The organism is Peptacetobacter sp. AB845, assembly GCF_047528295.1.
Taxonomy (GTDB): Bacteria; Bacillota; Clostridia; order Peptostreptococcales; family Peptostreptococcaceae; genus Peptacetobacter.
In genome coordinates, this window is sequence record NZ_CP180001.1 from 2502324 (window position 1) to 2520324 (window position 18001).

Here is an 18001-nt window from a genome sequence, read left to right on the forward strand (position 1 = left end):
GGGTAAATCTTTTAACCCAGCTACTCCAATTGTAAAAACACATATTCCCGAAAAAATAACACCTAAAATCCAAAAGATTATTTGAAAATATTGTATCTTAGGATTCTTATTTACATAATCTGAATTCAATCTCATCCTATATTTTTTTGTTACTAACTCGTAAAACATCCTAACAAACACAATACAAACTAATACTATTCCAATATAATAAAAAATAACTTTATATACATTCATATATATTACCGCCTTTAAGATTTTAATAACTATTCTATAATATAGAGTTTTTTAATATTATTTAATTTTTTTCATAAAATATTAAATTTTCATTGCTATTTACTATAGTATATCATTAGAAATTTAAACAGTCATTATATTTATATTACATCTAATAATATTTCGTATTAATTTCATAATTTTCAGACTTTCTAACATATAAAATAATGGTGTCATGAAAAATTTTGTAACACTTTCTTTTATTTTTTATAATAGTATATCTGTTATAAATGATTGCTGTTGCAAGTTTTTACAATCGGTATTTAAGTTAGTAACCACAAATTAATTTGCATCTACAATTCCGCAAGCGCCCCATACATTTAAATATTTTCAAATAATAATTAGGGCGCTGAGGACTGGAGAGCAAATAATTGTGATTACTAACTTAAAGAGGCCATTGCATTAATTGCAACAGCCTCTTTAATAATTTATTCCATTACTATATTTTCTCTTGATTTTACTTTAGCCTGTACATCTTCTATGAATTTAGCTAATTCAACATTACCTAATTCACCTTCATCTCTAGATCTTACAGAAACATTGTTTTCAGCTTCTTCTTTTTCACCTACTATTATCATGTAAGGAACTTTTTCTAGCTGAGCTTCTCTTATCTTGAATCCAACTTTTTCAACTCTACCGTCAACTTCAACTCTTAATCCATTGTTGAATAATTCTTTTCTAACTTTTTCAGCATAATCAGCATATTTGTCAGATATAGGTATTATTTTAACCTGAGTTGGAGCTAACCAAACTGGGAATTTACCAGCATACTGTTCTATAAGTATTCCTATGAATCTTTCTATACTTCCGAATGCAACCCTGTGTATCATAACTGGTCTATGTTTTTCTCCATCCTGTCCTATGTAAGTAGCATCGAACTGTCTTGGAAGCTGCATATCTAGCTGTATAGTACCACACTGCCAAGTTCTTCCTATGCAGTCAGTTAAGTGGAAGTCTATCTTAGGTCCGTAGAATGCTCCATCTCCTTCATTTATAACGAATGGAAGATTTAATTCTTCAAGAGCTCCTCTTAAACCATTTTCTGCTGCTTCCCATTCTTCATCAGAACCCATAGAATCTTCTGGTCTAGTAGATAATTCTAAGTGATATTCAAATCCAAATGTTTTATATATACCATCTATTAAAGATATTACACCTTTTATTTCATCTCTTATCTGTTCTGGTAACATGAATATATGAGCGTCATCCTGAGTGAATGCTCTAACTCTCATTAATCCGTGAAGTGCTCCAGATAATTCGTGTCTATGAACTCTACCAAGTTCAGCAACTCTCATTGGGAAATCTCTGTAAGAGTGCATTTCGCTCTTGTAGTATAACATTCCTCCTGGACAGTTCATTGGTTTTATAGCGAAATCTTCTTCATCTATTTTTACAGTATACATATTTTCTTTGTAGTGATACCAATGTCCTGAAGTTTCCCATAATTTTCTATTTAATATTATTGGAGTTTCTATTTCAACGTATTCAGCTGCTCTATGTACTTCTCTCCAGTATTCTAATAAAGAATTTTTAAGAGCCATACCTTTTGGTAACATTAGAGGGAATCCAGGTCCTTCTTCAGGTATCATGAATAATCCTAATTCTTTACCTAATTTTCTGTGGTCTCTTTTCTTAGCTTCTTCTAACATATGTAAATGTTCTTCAAGATCTTTATTTTTTTCGAAAGATACACCGTATATTCTCTGAAGCATTTTTCTATTTTCGTCTCCACGCCAATAAGCACCAGCTACACTTGTAAGTTTAACTGCTTTTACTTTCTTAGTTGAAAGAAGGTGTGGTCCAGCACATAAATCTGTGAAATCACCCTGTTTGTAGAATGATATTACTGCATCTTCAGGTAAATCTTCTATTAATTCTACTTTGTAGTCTTCACCTTTTTCCTGCATTAATTTTATAGCTTCTTCTCTTGGAAGTTCAAATCTTTCTATTTTTAAATCTTCTTTAGCTATTTTTTTCATTTCTTTTTCTAAAGCTTCAAGATCTTCTGGAACTAAACTATGTTCTAAGTCTATATCATAGTAGAATCCATTATCTATAGCAGGTCCTATAGCTAATTTAGCTTCTGGATATAATCTTTTTATAGCCTGAGCTAGTATATGAGATGAAGTATGTCTAAATACTTCTCTACCTTCTTTATCTTCAAATTTTAAAAGATTAACTGCACAGTCTTTGTCTAATACTGTATCTAATCCAACTACTTCCCCGTCTACTTCAGCTGCAACTATACTTCTTGCAAGACCTTCGCTTATTGATTTAGCAACGTCTAAAACTGATACGCCAGATTCAAATTCTCTTACATCGTTTTTTAAAGATACTTTTATCATTTCCTTTTGTCCTCCCCTTTATATTAATTAATAATAATTTACTTATTGATTTTATATTTTGCAATTTATAGAAAATAAAAAAACTCGTCCCATAAAACTGGGACGAGTATACTCGCGGTTCCACCCAAGTTGGTATTTATAAATATAAAACACCCTCTTGAAGATTATAAGGTAATCACCCGGATACTTTCACTTTCGCTACTAAATCCAGCTCCAAGCTAGTTTTCAGATAACTCATTTCTTTTAGGCTCTCAGCCGGTGGCCCAAATTCTCTGTAAGACGACCTTTATCCTACTCGGTCTTTTCATCGCTAATATAAAATTCTGATTTCATTCTACCACATCATTTTGCATATTTCAATATAAAGCTTTTAATTTTCTGAAATATTATATAATCAGTGTTATTAATCCCTGAACTATACCTATTAAAAATCCTAATATTAGACCTAAAACTTCTATATGTTTTAACTCTTTTTTAGCTATTCTAACAGTCATTTCTTCTATATATTCTATATCGAATTCATTTATTCTATCTTCTATAATTTTTTCTATATCTACTCTATTTTTTGCCTTTTCTACAAAAGTACTACCAAGCTCATCTATCGCATTTCCAACCTCTTTATCAACTATATCTGATATATATCCGTTGATTTTTGATACTAAAGATGATGGTAAAAATATCGCCTTTTCTGATATTATATTCCCTATTTTAGAATTTATATAACTTGCTATTTCTTCTTTATCTTCATCCTTTATTATTCCATTGAATATATCATCTTCGCTAAGTAATTCTCTTTTAACTGTTTCTGCTACATTTTTTGCTATTTCAGCTCTTCTTTTTGGAATAAGCCCCATTATCTCTATGTTAGTAAGTGGTATTTTTATCGGCTCATAAGGTTTAAACAGCATTTTTATTGCAACAACGTTTGTAATATACCCTATAACTCCCCCTATAATCGCCATAAATAATATTCTTAAAAAGATATGCATAACTGACTTCCTTTCCTCTTTAAAATTTTTTATTTAAATTTCTATAAATATTTCCTACATATATATCAGAATATAATTATATACCTTTATGTTTATTTTATTCAACACTTTAATTATTTTAATCTATATTTTATTTTAAATCTACTATTCTAACAAAATAGGAATTATTGAACCCAAATCTATAAGTTTTTTATTTGATAAAGATACAACTTTTTTTCCTCTTTTAGCTAAAAAATCTCTAATCTCTTCAAAATTAGGATGCTTTTCTATATCCCCTAAGAATCCTATCTCATTTTTAGACAATAATCCACTACATCCCCCTATAAATCCATAATTCATGTCAAACAAATCTATATTTCCTTCTTGTATAAGTAGACAATCTATATCCGCACTACTATTATTTATTTCCTCAAAAATTCCCCTATCCGAAGTTATTATAGATTTATCGTCAACAACACATATAGAGCACTTTGCATACCCCTGTTTTATATTTATTTTTTCATACCCACAATCATCAATCTCTTTTAAAACTACCTCATCAGTATAATTGAAATTATGTATTGCATATTTTCCTACAACACAGACATTATACGCTATATCATTTGGATATTTTTTACTAATAATTTTTTCACCTTTTATAATATCTATATTAAAATCACTTAAAATATCAACATACTCCTCATAAAGATTTGGACAAACTATTATTTTTCCCCTTCCACAATTGAAAAATTGTATATCTGGATGATGAGATATCGCTTTGTACACATCTTCACATTTTGGAGTTTTCATTATTCTAATATCTCTATCTAACAAATTTTTTTCTAATTCATCTGTAATTCTTCCATCTACTATGCAAGTCTTTAATTTTCCATTAAAACAAAATGGACTTTCTACAAATTTCATAATATACCACCTCAAAATAAAAGGCAGTACGAAAATCATACTGCCCTAAGTTTAATCTAATTCTATTATATTTTAGTTTTTATTTAATATTATTTTAAGTTAATATCACAAGGCTTTAAAGTTAGCATCCTAAAACTTTAAATAATATCACTTTGATATAACTTTTAAAATTTAAGAAAACTATCTTTCTAAAGCTTTTAAGTATTTTTCCATTTCTTCATCGTCATATACATTAAATATAACTTTTATGTCTTTTTCAGGATTTTCTTTTAACCAAATTCTAACTCTATCTACAGCAAGTTGTGCTGCTTCTTTTTTTGGATAACCTGAAGATCCTGTAGATACACCACAGAATACTATTGTTTTTATATCTTCTATATCTTTTACAGTATTTAAAACTGATTTATAACAGTGAAGTAACTGTTTTTCATGCTCTTTACTAGGGTTTCCACCTAAAACAACAGGTCCTACAGTATGAACAACATATTTTGAAGGTAGGCAGTATGCTCTTGTTATCTTAGCATCTCCCGCGTATTCGATATGTCCTTGTTTTTCTATTATTGTATTGCAGTCTTCTCTAAGTCTTGGCCCTGCTGCTGCATGAATTTTACTATCTACTCCTTTATGGAATGGTTGTCTATTTCCTAATAATGAACTGTTTGCATCATTTACAATTGCATCAGCCTTTATTTTTGTTATATCGCCTTTCCAAACGGCTATTCTATCTTCTTTTTCTTCTATTGAATTTGCATCAACTGCATTTTCTATATCATTTTCTATAAGAAGAATATTTTCAAGCATAGCTAGTATTTCCGGAGTAATTTTTTTAACCGGATAAGCAGCTAATAATGCTTTTAATTTTTCTATAGGTTCTAATTCAACTTTTGAGCTATACACTTTTGCTGGTACATCAGATGCAAAATAAGTAGTTAAAGTTTTTATATTCTTATTTTTCTGCTCCTCTGTAAGTGGCTTAACTGTTTTATCTAATTCTTCAAACAGTTTTATATCCTCAGCATAGTCTTTCCATTTCATAACTCATCACTCCAATCTGTTTTAAGTCAGTTTTCTTTTTTATTTAACTTAATTGTAACACATATTGGTCAAACTTAAAATTTTATTTGTAAACGTTATACTAATTTGTTTTTATTATCATTTCTTCCATTCTTTTTGCAAGTCCATCCCAAGTTTTTTCTGACATATCTATAAACCTTTTGTGATTTGTAGTATCTAAATTTTCTTTTATCATCTGATCTAAAGCTTCAGATAATCTTTCCTCAAATGGCTCTATTGCATCGTCTGCAGGAACACCTACAGCTTTCATTTTTGGAAGTTCAACGTATTTTATTTTTCCAGATGTATTTATTTTTTCTCCAATCCACTCTTTAACCCCCGGTATATCAGTTACTACTACATCTGTACCGCATGCCATAGCTTCCAATACAACAACAGGTAGTCCTTCATAGAATGAAGGTAAAACAAATATATCTGCTTTGTTGAATTCCTCACTTAAATCATTTTGATTTAATTTTCCAAGGAATTTTATATCAAATCTACTATTATTTGCCTTTTCTACAATTTCATCATAAGATTCTTTATCGCTTCCTGTACCCGCAAGTCTAACTTTGATAAAATCATCATTATAATCTAGTCTATCTAAACAATCTATAAATGGTATAAGTCCTTTTGATTTGCATATTTTTCCTGCAAATACTAATTCTATATAATCTTTTTCTATGTTGTAATTTTTATCCTTAAATATTTTATCGTTATATCCACTTCCAATTACCTTTACCTTGTCCTCTCCAACATTGAATACAGACATTATATCTCTTCTCTGTTCTTCATGAAGTGCAAATAACATATCTAAATTTCTTATATTTTCTTTTATATACTCTCTTTCAAGAGGTATTGTTTTTAACTGTCTTAGGCAAGTTCCATGACATACCGCAGCTATTTTTATATTCTTATCTTTTACAATTTCTCTTACAAATGCAGTAAGCAGATATAAATGATGGCAGATTATAATATTAGGCTTAAACTCTTCTAACGCCTTATTTATCTGCTTTTCAAATGCTTTTTTTAACTTTTCTACCATTTCAGAATCCATATCTCTATATCTAGTACTCTTATATGGCATAGAGTCACTCATTCCAACTACATTAAAATCTAACTCATCTGTATTATATATAACTGGATAGAATTTTGTATCTCCAAAATGTCCTTCCAATTCTTTTATGCTGTCATCCACATCAATTCCAGCTATAACGGATTGCTCATATCCTAATTTTTCAAATCCCTTTATCATTCCACACATATATATTCCGCTTCCTGTGCTATTAGGTTTTTGGGTAGTTATGTGTAATATCCTCATTTCTAATCCTTTCCTTCTATAAACTATTTTTTATTATAAAGCTCTACATATACAGCTGTTGAGTCGTCCATAACCTTAAATCTAGGCATTTTTATTGCCTTATAGTCGTCTTCCTCAAATTCTCTCACCTGATTGAAAATATACTCTATTCCCATTTTTTCAGCTATATATATTAATTCATCCTCTTTCAGAATCCCATATCTATCTGATGCACATGTAAATCCGTCACTAGCAAGCATTATCTTCATTTCATCCTCTACCTGAAGATATCCATGTATAGAATTTTCAATTGCTTCCTCACTAAAATCTAAAATCCAATATCCATCTTTAGTATTTTTTTTCATTCTATTTTCTATTATGGTATTCATAACCCTAGCTTTTATTTCATTAAATGATAGCTTATCTAAATTAGGTATTCTCATCATTTCATCGTATACTTTATCATCAAGGTGACATATACTTCTATCTTTTATAATTTTTCTTTCTCCATCATTATAGAAAAAAGAACAATCGCCTAAAAGAAAATACTCTATCATATCATCTCTGAATTTTACTATCGCTATAGAGCTAGACGGTAAATCTAATTTTTTTACATCTTTACCTTCTACAAGCTCTTTATACTCTTCTTTTATACTTCTTATTCCATCCAACATAATTTCTTTTAACGAATCACTTCTGTATATATTTTCATGTAAAAAGTTATTCCACCACTGAGAGTACCATCTAGCATCACTCTCATCAGACACTATATTCTTACCATTAAGTCCTGTTGCTCCATCAAGTACCCATATTCCAAAAGGTGTTATACCAGCCGCATCTTCATTATAAGATGCTGTTCCTTGATTACATAAAAGGCTACAGTTTTTTATTTTTAGCCTCATAAACAATCCTCCTTTTTGGATTTATATATTTATAATTATTTCTTTTATCAATATGTTAAATTATATTTTCTATACAAATCAGTATAACACTATATTTTTTATGATAGTATTTGTTTTTTCTATTGTAATTTTCTTATTATTAGTTTTTTTCTATATAAAGCTTTACTTTTCTATTCTACTACAATAAAGCTATATTTTGTAAAAATTTTGCATAAAATTACAATAAAAAAGAGCCCTTATTAGACTCTTTTTTAATAACTATTTTCAATTTTAAAATTTCTATTGTTAGAATTTTTCTAAATGAACTTTCTCCCAAACTACATCTTTATCTGTGTATGATTCTTTATCCTCATTTGAATATCCAAGACCTAATATGCACTGCACTTTGTAGTTTTCTGGTATTTCCATAACATTTTTTATATAATCTTCAGCTGTCTGATTTTCATCGTGTGCTCTTTCTCTAACCTGTACCCAACAAGTTGCAAGACCTAGGCTATGAGCTTCAAGCTGCATATATGATGCTGCTATTGAGCAGTCTTCAGTCCAAACATCAGTCAATTCTGGATCAGCAGCTATAACAATCGCTACTGGTGCATCCTTTAGGAAGAATCCTCCACCCCGTGTTCTACAGTTAGATAAAAGCTCTAATTTTTTTGAATCTGTAGTTACTACAAATTCCCATGGTCTTTTAGATCTTCCTGATGGAGCTAAAAGTCCGGCTTTTAGAACTTTTTTAAGTTTATCTTCTGGCACTGGAAGGTCAGAATACTTTCTACAACTTCTTCTTGTTTTAACAAAATCTATCACAAAAATACCCCCTTCATTTTTGAAATATTTAATTCCTATAATTACATTATACTTTAATTAAAGATTTTTTATATATATTTATAAAAAATAGCTTTAATTAAAAAAATAACAATTATTTTTTACTCTGGGGTTCCCACCTTTTGTATAGCTATACTCAATATTGTTGTAATTATAAAGACAAAAAAGAAGCTACTACAATAATTGTAGCAACTCCTTTAATATAGGGAATTTAGTTTATTAAAGATATTTGCAAATTTCATCGGCGAATTTGTCAGTGCTTGCATCTCCGCCTAAATCAACAGTTAGTATTTTTCCATCTTCAAATACTTTTTCTAAAGCATTTGTGATTCTATCTGCCGCATCATTTTCGCCTATGTATCTAAGCATCATAACTGCAGATTGTATTATAGCTGTTGGATTAGCTATGTTCTGGCCTGCTATCTGAGGTGCACTTCCATGTACAGCCTCAAATACAGCATAGTCTTTACCTATATTGGCACTCGGTATTAGTCCAAGTCCTCCAACAAGTCCTGAACATAAGTCTGAAAGTATATCTCCATAAAGGTTTGGCATAACCATTACGTCGTATTTTTCTGGATTTAATACTAAATTCATAGCAGCTGCATCTACTATTAAATCATCTGCTTCAATATCTAATCCCTCTACTTTTTCTCTATATACGTCTAAGAATAATCCATCTGTCAATTTCATTATATTTGCTTTATGTACACCAGTTATTTTTTTTCTGTTGTTTTTCTTAGCATAATCTACAGCAAAGTCTACTATTCTTTCACATGCTGGTCTTGTTATTATTTTTATTGTTTCTGCACCATAGTCACCTATTTTGTGCTCTATTCCTGTATAGCAACCTTCTGTATTTTCTCTTACTATAACTAAATCCACGTCTTCATATCTATTTTTTATTCCTTTAAAACTTTTTACAGGTCTTACATTTGCATAAAGGTCTAAAGTTTTTCTAAGTGCAACATTTACACTTCTGAATCCTTTTCCAACAGGAGTTGTTATAGGTCCTTTTATAGCAATTTTATTTTTCTTTATACTATCTATTACATAGTCTGGTAGTGGAGTATTGTATTCATCTATTACCTCCATACCAGCTTTTACTTCTTCCCATTCTATTTCTACACCTGCTTTTGCTACTACTTTTTTCATAGCTGCAGTTCCCTCAGGTCCTATTCCATCCCCAGGTATAAGTGTTATTTTATACATTAGCTTCACTTCCCAATCATAATATATTTTAGTTAGCTGTCTTTTTTGTGTAATTTAATTTTCCACCAGCTTTTATTACTTCTACATCTGAATCTGATAATTCAACTATTACATCAAATTCAAATCCTTTAGTAACATTCTTAACTGTTATTTTTCCACTTTCTACTTTATTTATAGCATCTTCTATTAAAAGTTCATCCATCTGGTCTATTCTGTCGTAATCGTCTGGATTTTCAAATACCATCGGTATTATTCCACTGTTTATAAGATTTGCTTTATGTATTCTAGCAAAACTCTTAACTATTACACCTTTTATTCCTAGATAAAGTGGTGCAAGTGCTGCGTGTTCTCTACTAGATCCCTGTCCGTAGTTATCTCCACCTACTATAAATCCACCGCCGTTTTCCTCAGCTCTCTTTGGAAAATCTTCATCTATTGTGCTGAAGCAGAATCCAGAAAGATACGGAATATTACTTCTATATGGTAGTAATTTTGCATTTGATGGCATTATGTGGTCTGTAGTTATATTATCTCCTACTTTTAGAACTGCCTTACCAGATACAGATTCAGCAAGCTCTGTATTTAGTGGGAATGGTTTTATATTTGGCCCTCTTTCCACTTCCACTTTATCTCCATCCTCTGCTGGTTTGATTATCATGCTATCATCAGTTATAAATTCATCAACAGATAAATTTTCAAATTCAACAGGCATTTCCATAGGATCTGTAAGTACACCTGTTATTGCACTCACAGCTGCTGTTTCAGGGCTAACTAAATATACCTTAGCTGATAGTGTTCCACTTCTTCCGTAGAAGTTTCTATTGAATGTTCTTAAAGATACTGCATCTGTTCCTGGAGACTGTCCCATACCTATACATGGGCCACATGAATTTTCAAGTATTCTAGCTCCAGATGATATAATATCCGCTAAAGCTCCATTTCTTGAAATCATTTCCATAACCTGTCTTGAACCTGGTGCAATTACTAAACTTACATCCTTATGAACTTTCTTTCCTTTTAGTATCTGAGCTACTTTCATTAAATCTTCATAAGAAGAGTTTGTACAACTTCCTATAGCTACCTGATTTATTTTTATATTTCCTATATTTTTTATTGTATCTACATTATCTGGGCTGTGAGGTTTTGCCGCCATTGGAACTAATTCATCTAAGTTTATGTCTATTACTCTATTGTATATAGCATCTGCATCTGGTTTTAATTCTATCCATTCATCTTCTCTTCCTTGTGCTTTAAAAAATTCTAAAGTTTTTTCATCACTTGGGAATATAGATGTTGTAGCACCAAGCTCTGCACCCATATTTGTTATTGTAGCTCTCTGCGGTACAGAAAGATATTTCAGTCCTTCTCCACCGTATTCATATACTTTTCCAACTCCACCTTTTACAGTTTCACGTCTTAATACTTCTAATATGATATCTTTTGAAGCTACCATATTATTTAATTTCCCTATTAAGTTTACTTTTACTACTTCTGGTGCTTTTATACTATATGCTTTTCCTGCCATTGCAAGAGCTACATCTAGACCTCCAGCACCTATAGCTATCATTCCAACGCCACCTGCTGTTGGAGTATGGCTATCTGAGCCTAGCAAAGTATTTCCCGGTTTAGAAAATCTTTCAAGATATACCTGATGACATATTCCATTTCCAGGTCTTGAGAAATATATCCCGTATTTATCTGCTGCGGTCTGTATATATCTATGGTCATCTGCATTTTCAAATCCCTGCTGAAGCATATTATGGTCTATAAATGCTACACTTTTTTCTGTTTTAACTTTCTTTATTCCCATTGCTTCAAGCTGAAGATATGCCATTGTTCCTGTTGAATCCTGTGTAAGTGTGTTATCTATTTTAATACTTATAGTATTTCCTGCTTTAATTTCTCCATCTACTAGATGTTTTTTTAATATTTTATATACGAGATTCTCTCCCATTTTCTCACCCTCTTAATCTAATTCATAATTAGTCTAATTTATATCTTCTACCTTATTTTTTAGACAATTTATTATTATTTATTAAAACTTTTATATTTTTATTTTAAGTATTTTCTTATTATTAAGCATTTTCTTCATCAGCTAATAAATCGTAGTATATTCCAACTATTTCCTTGTCGAATAAAGATCTCTTCATTCTAACTGATACTGATCTTATTTCTTCTAATACTTTTGAAGCCATTTCTGGAGATAATTCTATATCGTATTCAAGGAATTTATTTATTATAGCTGCTTTTCCTGAATGTTTTCCTATAACTATCTGTCTCTGTAGTCCGACTTCTTCTGGTTCGAAAGCTTCATAGTTTTTAGGATCTTTTAAGGCTCCATCTGCATGTATTCCAGATTCATGTTTGAACATATTGCTTCCAACTATTGCCTTCCAAGCTGGTAATTCTCTTCCTGATGCATTTGATACATATTCTGATAACTCTTTGAATTTTTTAGTATCTATGTCCATACCATATTTAAAAACATGTTTTAGTGCCATTAGTACTTCTTCTAATGCAGCATTTCCAGCTCTTTCTCCAAGTCCATTTACTGTAACACCTATATGATTTGCTCCTCCTATAGCACCTGCTATTGCATTTGCTGTAGCCATACCGAAATCATTGTGAGTATGCATTTCTATATCAAAATTAGTTGCTTTATGAATTTTTTCTATTTTATTTCTTATTGTGAATGGGTCCATAACTCCAACTGTATCGCAGAATCTAAATCTATCTGCTCCAGCCCGTTTACCAGCTTCTATAAACTGTATTAAGAAATCATCATCTGCTCTAGAAGCATCTTCACCATTTATAGATACGTAAAGTCCGTTTTTCTTAGCGTATTCAACAGATTTCACCATATTTTCTATAACCCATTCTCTTGAAGTTCTAAGTTTGTTCTGAATGTGTATGTCTGATACTGAAATAGAGATTGCCACAGCATCAACACCACAATCAATAGACTGTTCAATATCGCCAATAACTGCTCTGTTCCAAGCCATTATGCTTGATTTTAAATTTCTCTTGCAAATTTTTTTAATTGCATCTTTTTCATCGCCACCCATTGCAGGTATTCCTACTTCTAACTGGTCAACGCCTAAATCACTAAGCATCTGTGCTATTGTTATCTTTTCATTGTTTGCAAAAACAACTCCTGCTGTCTGTTCACCGTCTCTAAGTGTTGTATCTACTATCTTTATCTCTCTATTTTTTAATTTATCAACTACACACATTTTAAATACCTCCTAAATTTAAAACTAAATTCCTTTTTTATTTTCCCTAACAAATTCCCTTTTTAGTGTTTTAAAATATATTATTTAGACTTTACACTAATTTACAACTTTTTTGAATTATGCAATTTATTTTTATAATCTTGCATTTATCTCTTGGGTATATAATAGTACTTTAACAAAAATAAATCAACACCTTTTTGAATTTTATTTTTAAATTCTTGCATTTTTTTCTAAAAAAATCATTTTTTATGTCTTTTTTTGACTATTTTATAATTCTATATTGCAATTTATTATAATTTTTTTAAAATTATTCACTTTTTTTAAAATAATTTACATAGATTTAATGCCTAATTCAAACATTAATTTCACATTCAATCAAATAATTTTCTCTCAATTATTCATTTTTTGATACATTTCCATTAAATAATTAGATTTCGTGTTATAATAATTTATAATGCTTAGTAAGTAATTTTTAATTTATTAAAATTTTATAAAACTAGACAAAAATACTCATGACTTTAGTTGTGATAGGTTCAATAAATAATATTAATTTGAAAGGAAATAGATTATGGATTTTAAAGATTTAAACATAAAAGAAGAAATTATAGATATTTTAAAAAAATCTGGAATAACAAAACCTACCCCAGTTCAAGAAGAGTGTATAGGTATTATAAAGGAAGGTAGAGATGTAATAGCTCAGTCACAGACTGGAACAGGTAAAACACTTGCTTTCTTAATTCCTACACTTGAAAAAATAAATAAAAATAAAAAGGACGTTTCTGCACTTATCCTAACTCCTACAAGAGAGCTCGCACTTCAAATTTCTAATGAAGCTGAAAAACTAGCAGAACCACTAGGACTAAACATCTTATCTGCTTATGGAGGAAAGGATATAAAATCTCAGGTAAATAAACTAAAAGGAAACATACACTTAGTAATAGCTACTCCTGGTAGACTTTTAGATCATTTAGATAGAAAAACAATAAGCTTAAAAAATCTAGATGTATTTATATTAGATGAAGCAGATCAGATGCTTCTTATGGGATTTAAAAATGAAATAGATGCTATTCTTAAAGAAACAAATAAGAAAAGACAGTCTCTTTTCTTCTCTGCTACAATGGATTCACAAGTTAAAAAACTTGCCTATAGATATACAAACGACCCTGCTTTTATCGAAATAAAAAGTCAGGAAGTAACATTAGAAAAAATAAACCAATCTATTGTAAAAACTACAGATAGAAGAAAATTCGACAGTTTATGCAAGGTTTTAGATGAAGACAATCCTTTTATGGCTATTATCTTCTGTAGAACTAAGAGAAGAGCTGATAAACTAGAGGAAGATATGGGTGCTAGAGGATATAACTGCGAAAAAATACATAGCGATATTTCTCAGGCAAAGAGAGAAAGAATTATGAAGAACTTCAGAAATATGAAAACTCAATATCTAATAGCAACAGATGTTGCATCTAGAGGACTTGATATAACTGGGGTTACACATATATATAACTACGACTTCCCAGAAACTGCAGAGGACTACATCCACAGAATAGGAAGAACTGGACGTGCTGGAGAAAATGGAGATACTTGTGCATTTGTAACAGATAAAAATACAAAAGTACTTGAAGATGTGGAAAATAAACTAGGATTTAAAATAAAAGTAAGATTTGACGATACAGAAAAATAATTTATTTCATATAAAAAGCTGTTGCAAATCGCAACAGCTTTTTATATTAGTTTTTATTTGTAAGATTCATCTTTAACTTTGAAGTATCCTTTTGGATGTTCACATACTGGACATAGTTCTGGAGCTTTTTTACCAAAGTGTATATGTCCACAGTTAGTACATACCCAAGCTGTTACTTCTGCGTCTTTTTCAAATATTTTTTCTTCTTCGCAATTCTTTAATAGAGTAAGATATCTTTCTTCATGTTCTTTTTCTATTTTAGCTACTTCTTCAAATAAGTATGCTATATGATCGAATCCTTCTTCTTTAGCTACTTTAGCGAATCCTGCGTACATATCAGTCCATTCATAGTTTTCACCTGCAGCAGCTGCTTTTAAGTTTTCTTCAGTTGAATTTATTCCATTTAATAATTTAAACCATATTTTTGCATGTTCTTTTTCATTGCCTGCAGTTTCAGCAAATATTGCACCTATTTCATTGTAACCTTCTTTTTTTGCTTTTGATGCAAAATAATCATATTTGTTTCTTGCCTGTGATTCCCCTGCAAATGCAGTTAATAAGTTCTGTTCAGTTCTACTTCCTTTTAATTCCATTGTAAAACCCCCTTATTTTTTATTTTAAATTTATAGAAACCCCATATTAAAAATATGGGGTTAAATTTACTATATTACACTTAATTTAATATTCTCATATCCTATTCTGGAACTATCATAACTATACATTTAGCCTGTTTTACAACACTTGCTGTAACAGATCCTATCATTCTAGTTAGTCCCTTCTTAGTTGATTTAGTCATAACAATTATGTCTATATCGTCTTCTTTTGCTTTTCTAATTATTTCATCACCAGGATATCCAAATGTGAAGTAAACACTAACATCGTATCCTTCCATGATTTCTTCTGCCTTGTCTAGAATTTTTCTACCTAGTGCTTCAGAATTTTTAATTTCTTCAGATAGTGATATGCCATCTATAAATACTAGCTCCTTGACATTCATTATCTCGATTTCTACAGAATCTTTGTCAAATATTCCTTTTATAAACTCTAGAGAATGCATACTTCTTTCAGTTCCGTCTATTGGTACTAATACTTTCTTTTTAGCCATAACACATCTTCCTTTCAAAAATCTAGAATAAGTTTTCTAAATTTGCTAAAAATTCTTTTATTAATATTATGATAACACTAAAAAACTTTTTTTGCAATATAATCAATAATTTTTAAAAATATTTTTTAATATTTGTTTAGTTTCCAAATTATCTATACATTTTTTATCGCTAAAACTTAATTATATTGAAGTTAATTATTTGTATATTATATTAATACCCAATATATTTCACTTTAATCATTTAACCTCTTAAAGTTGCTTTTATTCTATCTGTATTAAATACTAATCCAAATGCATCATCAATAGAGTTAACTATTATATCACTATGTGATATTAATTTTCCTGAACATCCTTCTCCTTCTATCACACATACAGATAAATCCGCTACATCAAACATTTTTATATCGTTGTATCCATTTCCAAAACATATACTCTGTCCCAAAAGAGAATTTACTATCTTTTCTTTATAGTCTGCTGCATCATGAGTTGGAAATACTTCAACCGATACAGGAAGATTTTCACATTTTTTCTTAACAGTACCATATGTATCTGCTGTAAGAATGTATATATTCACAAATTCACTAAGTTTTTTTAAATTTTCCATAGTATTTTCACTCATATCACCATTTACAGCTACTGTTCCATTATAGTCAAATACAGCATTTTCTATTTCATACTCTACTCTTCCTGGAATTTCAACTTTTATCATAATTTCCCCCTATTTAAACTTCTACCGTCTAAATTTTATATTTAGCTCTCTTATATTTTCATTTTTTAACATTTTTTCAAATACTTTAGGATTAACTTTACCTTCATCAACCTGAATTATACATCCACCTAGATCACTTTTTTCACTTCTCCACTCTAAGTAATCTCCCATTTCACCAGATTTTATAAGCCAACCTATGAAGTCCATATTTTCAAATTCTTCCATTTTATATTTATCTATATCGCTAGTTTTTACACCATTAAACTCTTTTTCTATATAATACATAAAATTAGTCATATATTCTATTTTAGTCATATCATTTCCAGTGTATCTACTAAATATTGTCATTTCTTTTAATTTAGAAATATCTTCTACAAGCATATTTACACTATTTTTATCAGTAAAATATCTAACTTTGCTAAATAAATTATTGGCCTTAAAATCTTCAATAAAGTCTTTAATTTGTTTATTTAACCGCCATTTTTCAGTATCGTCGATTGTTATTGTCGCATCGTATAAATCATCTACTTTAAATGCACTATTTGTATAATTTATTGTGCTGTAGCCAACTTTTTGAGTTAGCTTAGTTAAATATTCCTCTCCATCTTCCTCATATATTAAAAATAAGTCCACTCTAGCATCATCTAAAAATGTTCTATCATTGCTTCCTTCTTTGTACCCACGATAAAGTATTTTTATTCCAGCACCTACTCTTAATAATTTTCTACTTTCATGCAACTCTATTTTTTCTATCATATTTAAAAGTGATTCCACTTCATCTAAAGCTATTTTCATATATAACGCCTCTTTCTATAAATTTTTTATCATTATTTTATTATAACATTCAAAAAATATTACAACAATCTCAAAAAAAGAAACACATATGAATGTAAATCACATGTGTTTGACAATAAGGTTTTTATAAGTTTTTTTGATATTTTTATATATTATTAAATGCTATCCTGCATTTTAAATCTTTTATATTAGTCCTAATTCTTCTGAAACTAATTCTTCAAATTTTTCAACAGCCCTAACCTCATAAACATCAAATTCTGATAGATATTCTCCATCTTCTAATTCTATCTTTAAAACTGCATCCTGCAGCTGAGTACAAGTGGCTCAACCAGCTTTAGCTGTTGCATATCTTCTCTTAGAACTTATTTTCTTTATACCCTCTATTTTATCAATAGAATCATCTTTTGGATTGAATACATATACTTCATTATTTTCCGCAAGTATAAATACTCTATCCTCTTTATCTTTTGCTGAAGCTTTTTCATTTAAGCCTAATCTATCAATAGCAGTATTTTTTTTAGCATTTATCTCATCTCTCTGAGCTTGTTGTCTTTCCATCTCTTTTTTAGATCTCATAAATGAATAAATAAGCATCACAACAAATACAACTAGTATTAACTGAATCATTTTTTCCCTCCTATTTAAGAAATCCTACCATTATACTCTATTTTGA

General features: G+C 29.8%; 16 protein-coding genes and 1 other annotated feature. Of the genes, 1 reads left to right on the forward strand and 15 read right to left on the reverse strand.

Going from position 1 to position 18001, the window contains the following annotated elements:
* Positions 1 to 701 precede the first annotated feature (701 nt).
* The 10 genes from thrS to nifV form a co-directional block, all read right to left on the reverse strand.
* The gene (thrS, locus tag ACK2WO_RS11750; RefSeq protein WP_414697971.1) at positions 702 to 2618 is read right to left on the reverse strand and encodes a threonine--tRNA ligase; all 1917 of its coding nucleotides are present in this window, start codon (positions 2616 to 2618) and stop codon (positions 702 to 704) included.
* Between the two features lie 95 nt (positions 2619 to 2713).
* Positions 2714 to 2935, reverse strand: a binding site (T-box leader).
* Positions 2936 to 3004: 69 nt separating this feature from the next.
* Positions 3005 to 3607, reverse strand: coding sequence for a DUF445 domain-containing protein (locus ACK2WO_RS11755; protein ID WP_414697972.1), 603 nt, complete (start codon positions 3605 to 3607; stop codon positions 3005 to 3007).
* Positions 3608 to 3751: 144 nt separating this feature from the next.
* Positions 3752 to 4510 carry a DUF6873 family GME fold protein gene (locus ACK2WO_RS11760; RefSeq protein WP_414697973.1) on the reverse strand — a complete coding sequence of 253 codons (759 nt, stop codon included), beginning with the start codon at positions 4508 to 4510 and terminating at the stop codon, positions 3752 to 3754.
* Positions 4511 to 4690: 180 nt separating this feature from the next.
* Entirely contained in the window at positions 4691 to 5545 is an 855-nt protein-coding gene (locus ACK2WO_RS11765) for a protein-ADP-ribose hydrolase (protein WP_414697974.1), read from the reverse strand.
* A 100-nt stretch (positions 5546 to 5645) separates the two neighbouring features.
* A complete protein-coding gene (locus ACK2WO_RS11770) occupies positions 5646 to 6884 on the reverse strand; it encodes a glycosyltransferase family 4 protein (protein WP_414697975.1) in 1239 nt (412 codons plus the stop codon).
* Positions 6885 to 6907: 23 nt separating this feature from the next.
* Positions 6908 to 7765 (reverse strand): hypothetical protein, encoded by an 858-nt coding sequence (locus tag ACK2WO_RS11775; protein ID WP_414697976.1) that lies wholly within the window; start codon positions 7763 to 7765, stop codon positions 6908 to 6910.
* A 285-nt stretch (positions 7766 to 8050) separates the two neighbouring features.
* Positions 8051 to 8572, reverse strand: a complete 522-nt coding sequence (locus tag ACK2WO_RS11780; RefSeq protein WP_414697977.1) for a nitroreductase family protein — start codon at positions 8570 to 8572, stop codon at positions 8051 to 8053.
* Between the two features lie 237 nt (positions 8573 to 8809).
* Complete coding sequence (locus ACK2WO_RS11785; protein WP_414697978.1) at positions 8810 to 9802, reverse strand: isocitrate/isopropylmalate dehydrogenase family protein; 993 nt, start codon at positions 9800 to 9802, stop codon at positions 8810 to 8812.
* A gap of 28 nt (positions 9803 to 9830) precedes the next feature.
* Positions 9831 to 11756 (reverse strand): aconitate hydratase, encoded by a 1926-nt coding sequence (locus ACK2WO_RS11790; RefSeq protein WP_414697979.1) that lies wholly within the window; start codon positions 11754 to 11756, stop codon positions 9831 to 9833.
* Between the two features lie 121 nt (positions 11757 to 11877).
* Positions 11878 to 13035, reverse strand: a complete 1158-nt coding sequence (gene nifV, locus ACK2WO_RS11795; protein WP_414697980.1) for a homocitrate synthase — start codon at positions 13033 to 13035, stop codon at positions 11878 to 11880.
* 568 nt (positions 13036 to 13603) lie between these two features.
* Here nifV and ACK2WO_RS11800 point away from each other — a divergent pair.
* Positions 13604 to 14719 (forward strand): DEAD/DEAH box helicase, encoded by a 1116-nt coding sequence (locus ACK2WO_RS11800; RefSeq protein WP_414697981.1) that lies wholly within the window; start codon positions 13604 to 13606, stop codon positions 14717 to 14719.
* 53 nt (positions 14720 to 14772) lie between these two features.
* Here the strand turns inward: ACK2WO_RS11800 and rbr are convergent, their stop codons facing one another.
* The 5 genes from rbr to ACK2WO_RS11825 form a co-directional block, all read right to left on the reverse strand.
* Positions 14773 to 15312, reverse strand: a complete 540-nt coding sequence (gene rbr / locus ACK2WO_RS11805) for a rubrerythrin (protein ID WP_006440736.1) — start codon at positions 15310 to 15312, stop codon at positions 14773 to 14775.
* A gap of 101 nt (positions 15313 to 15413) precedes the next feature.
* On the reverse strand, positions 15414 to 15824 hold the full coding sequence (locus ACK2WO_RS11810; protein ID WP_414697982.1) for a universal stress protein: 411 nt from the start codon (positions 15822 to 15824) through the stop codon (positions 15414 to 15416).
* A gap of 241 nt (positions 15825 to 16065) precedes the next feature.
* A complete protein-coding gene (locus tag ACK2WO_RS11815; protein WP_414697983.1) occupies positions 16066 to 16533 on the reverse strand; it encodes an HAD family hydrolase in 468 nt (155 codons plus the stop codon).
* 21 nt (positions 16534 to 16554) lie between these two features.
* Positions 16555 to 17328, reverse strand: a complete 774-nt coding sequence (locus ACK2WO_RS11820) for a hypothetical protein (RefSeq protein ID WP_414697984.1) — start codon at positions 17326 to 17328, stop codon at positions 16555 to 16557.
* Positions 17329 to 17652: 324 nt separating this feature from the next.
* Positions 17653 to 17955 carry a hypothetical protein gene (locus ACK2WO_RS11825; RefSeq protein WP_178412159.1) on the reverse strand — a complete coding sequence of 101 codons (303 nt, stop codon included), beginning with the start codon at positions 17953 to 17955 and terminating at the stop codon, positions 17653 to 17655.
* Between the last annotated feature and the right edge of the window lie 46 nt (positions 17956 to 18001).

What these genes read in the sequence shown, in the direction of transcription:
- thrS (WP_414697971.1), bottom strand. Translation starts at nt 2,618, where the DNA reads ATGATAAAAGTATCTTTAAAAAACGATGTAAGAGAATTTGAATCTGGC.
- ACK2WO_RS11755 (WP_414697972.1), bottom strand. Translation starts at nt 3,607, where the DNA reads ATGCATATCTTTTTAAGAATATTATTTATGGCGATTATAGGGGGAGTT.
- ACK2WO_RS11760 (WP_414697973.1), bottom strand. Translation starts at nt 4,510, where the DNA reads ATGAAATTTGTAGAAAGTCCATTTTGTTTTAATGGAAAATTAAAGACT.
- ACK2WO_RS11765 (WP_414697974.1), bottom strand. Translation starts at nt 5,545, where the DNA reads ATGAAATGGAAAGACTATGCTGAGGATATAAAACTGTTTGAAGAATTA.
- ACK2WO_RS11770 (WP_414697975.1), bottom strand. Translation starts at nt 6,884, where the DNA reads ATGAGGATATTACACATAACTACCCAAAAACCTAATAGCACAGGAAGC.
- ACK2WO_RS11775 (WP_414697976.1), bottom strand. Translation starts at nt 7,765, where the DNA reads ATGAGGCTAAAAATAAAAAACTGTAGCCTTTTATGTAATCAAGGAACA.
- ACK2WO_RS11785 (WP_414697978.1), bottom strand. Translation starts at nt 9,802, where the DNA reads ATGTATAAAATAACACTTATACCTGGGGATGGAATAGGACCTGAGGGA.
- ACK2WO_RS11790 (WP_414697979.1), bottom strand. Translation starts at nt 11,756, where the DNA reads ATGGGAGAGAATCTCGTATATAAAATATTAAAAAAACATCTAGTAGAT.
- nifV (WP_414697980.1), bottom strand. Translation starts at nt 13,035, where the DNA reads ATGTGTGTAGTTGATAAATTAAAAAATAGAGAGATAAAGATAGTAGAT.
- ACK2WO_RS11800 (WP_414697981.1), top strand. Translation starts at nt 13,604, where the DNA reads ATGGATTTTAAAGATTTAAACATAAAAGAAGAAATTATAGATATTTTA.
- rbr (WP_006440736.1), bottom strand. Translation starts at nt 15,312, where the DNA reads ATGGAATTAAAAGGAAGTAGAACTGAACAGAACTTATTAACTGCATTT.
- ACK2WO_RS11810 (WP_414697982.1), bottom strand. Translation starts at nt 15,824, where the DNA reads ATGGCTAAAAAGAAAGTATTAGTACCAATAGACGGAACTGAAAGAAGT.
- ACK2WO_RS11815 (WP_414697983.1), bottom strand. Translation starts at nt 16,533, where the DNA reads ATGATAAAAGTTGAAATTCCAGGAAGAGTAGAGTATGAAATAGAAAAT.
- ACK2WO_RS11820 (WP_414697984.1), bottom strand. Translation starts at nt 17,328, where the DNA reads ATGAAAATAGCTTTAGATGAAGTGGAATCACTTTTAAATATGATAGAA.
- ACK2WO_RS11825 (WP_178412159.1), bottom strand. Translation starts at nt 17,955, where the DNA reads ATGATTCAGTTAATACTAGTTGTATTTGTTGTGATGCTTATTTATTCA.